We start from the raw sequence: 1,422 nt of genomic DNA, 5'->3' as shown, positions 1-1,422 counted from the left end.
CTAGTGTGATGCGCCAGAAATCCTGAGGGTTAGTTCTGCTCTGTTTTCTGGCCGGTGGTGCCGACCTTGGTGAGGTAGTCGGTGAGGGAGTTGAGGATCTCGTCGGCTGTTTTGGTCCAGGTGAAGGGCCGCGGGTTCTCGTTCCAGGTGTCGATCCATGCGGTGATGTCGTCTTCCAGTGCCTTCACGGAGGTGTGGACGCCGCGGCGGATGAGCTTGTCGGTCAGCAGGCCGAACCACCGCTCCACCTGGTTCATCCAGGAGGATCCGGTGGGAGTGAAATGGACGTGGAAGCGGGGGTGTTTGCCGAGCCACGTCCTGATCTCGGCGGTGTTGTGGGTGGCGTAGTTGTCACAGACGAGGTGCACGTCGAGTGCCGCGGGCACCGCTTTGTCGATCCGGACCAGGAACTTCTTGAACTCGATCGCCCGGTGGCGGCGGTGCAGTGCCGATATGACGCTGCCGTCGGCGATGTTGAAGGCGGCGAACAGGCTGGTGATGCCATGCCTCAGATAGTCGTGGGTGCGGCGTTCGGGCATGCCCGGCATCATCGGCAGCACCGGCTGGGACCGGTCCAGCGCCTGGATCTGGGACTTCTCGTCCACGCAGAGCACGACCGCCTTCTCGGGCGGGTGGTGGTACAGGCCGACAACGTCGACGACCTTGGCGACGAACTGCGGATCGGTGGACAGCTTGAAGGAGTCCTGCAGGTGGGGCTTGAAATCGAACCGCTTCCAGATCCGCCCGATCGTCGACTTCGACAGGCCGGTGCGCTGGGCCATCGAGGCCCGTGACCAGTGCGTGTCCTGGCCCGGGAGCGACTCCAGCGTGGCCACGACGACCTCCTCGACCCGGTCGAGAAGGATCGAAGGCGGCCGGCCCGAGCGCGGCTCGTCCTGCAGACCATCGAGGCGTTTTGCGATGAACCGGGCCCGCCAGCGGTCCACGGTCGACCTGTCGATACCGAGATCGGCCGCGGCCTGCTGATTCGTCCCGCCCTCCGCGCAGCGCAGCACGATCTTCGCCCGTAACGCGAGGAACTGGGCGGTCCTGGCCTGCCGCGCCCACTGCTGCAGCTGTCTGCGCTCAGCATCGTCGAGGATGAGGTCGGCCTTCGGCCGGCCAATCCAGCCGGCGTCCTCAAGCCCGGCTATCCGCTCTGCGGCGAAAGCCCGACGCCACTTGCCGACCGTCTTGGCCTGGACACCGACAAGCCGTGCGACACCCGCGTTCGACATGCCGTCAGCACACGCCAGGATGATACGGGCCTTCTCGGCCGAGCGCCGGTGCGGCATTTCCGTCCGGCGCACCAACTCGACACGCTCGGCCTCGGACAGCGTGATCTCCACAGCAGAAGGCCCAGGATGCGACATGGCAACAGGGTAGTAACTAACCCTCAGGATTTCTGGCGCATCACACTAG

The 1,422-nt window shown here is 65.1% G+C and carries 1 protein-coding gene; it reads right to left on the bottom strand.

The genetic code is table 11. The features are described from left to right. Window positions 1-29 precede the first annotated feature (29 nt). On the bottom strand, window positions 30-1,373 hold the full coding sequence (locus ACFQ9Z_RS39315) for an IS630 family transposase (protein WP_383031935.1): 1,344 nt from the start codon (window positions 1,371-1,373) through the stop codon (window positions 30-32). Window positions 1,374-1,422: the final 49 nt, after the last annotated feature.

Source organism: Streptomyces sp. NPDC056580, from assembly GCF_042793175.1.
In the GTDB taxonomy this organism is placed as follows: Bacteria; Actinomycetota; Actinomycetes; order Streptomycetales; family Streptomycetaceae; genus Streptomyces.
The sequence above is the reverse complement of the archived record's forward strand: the minus strand, read 5'-3'. Positions and strand labels throughout refer to the sequence as shown.

Bases quoted from the DNA above. Each gene is read 5' to 3' on its own strand.
- ACFQ9Z_RS39315 (WP_383031935.1), bottom strand. From the start codon at position 1,373: ATGTCGCATCCTGGGCCTTCTGCTGTGGAGATCACGCTGTCCGAGGCC.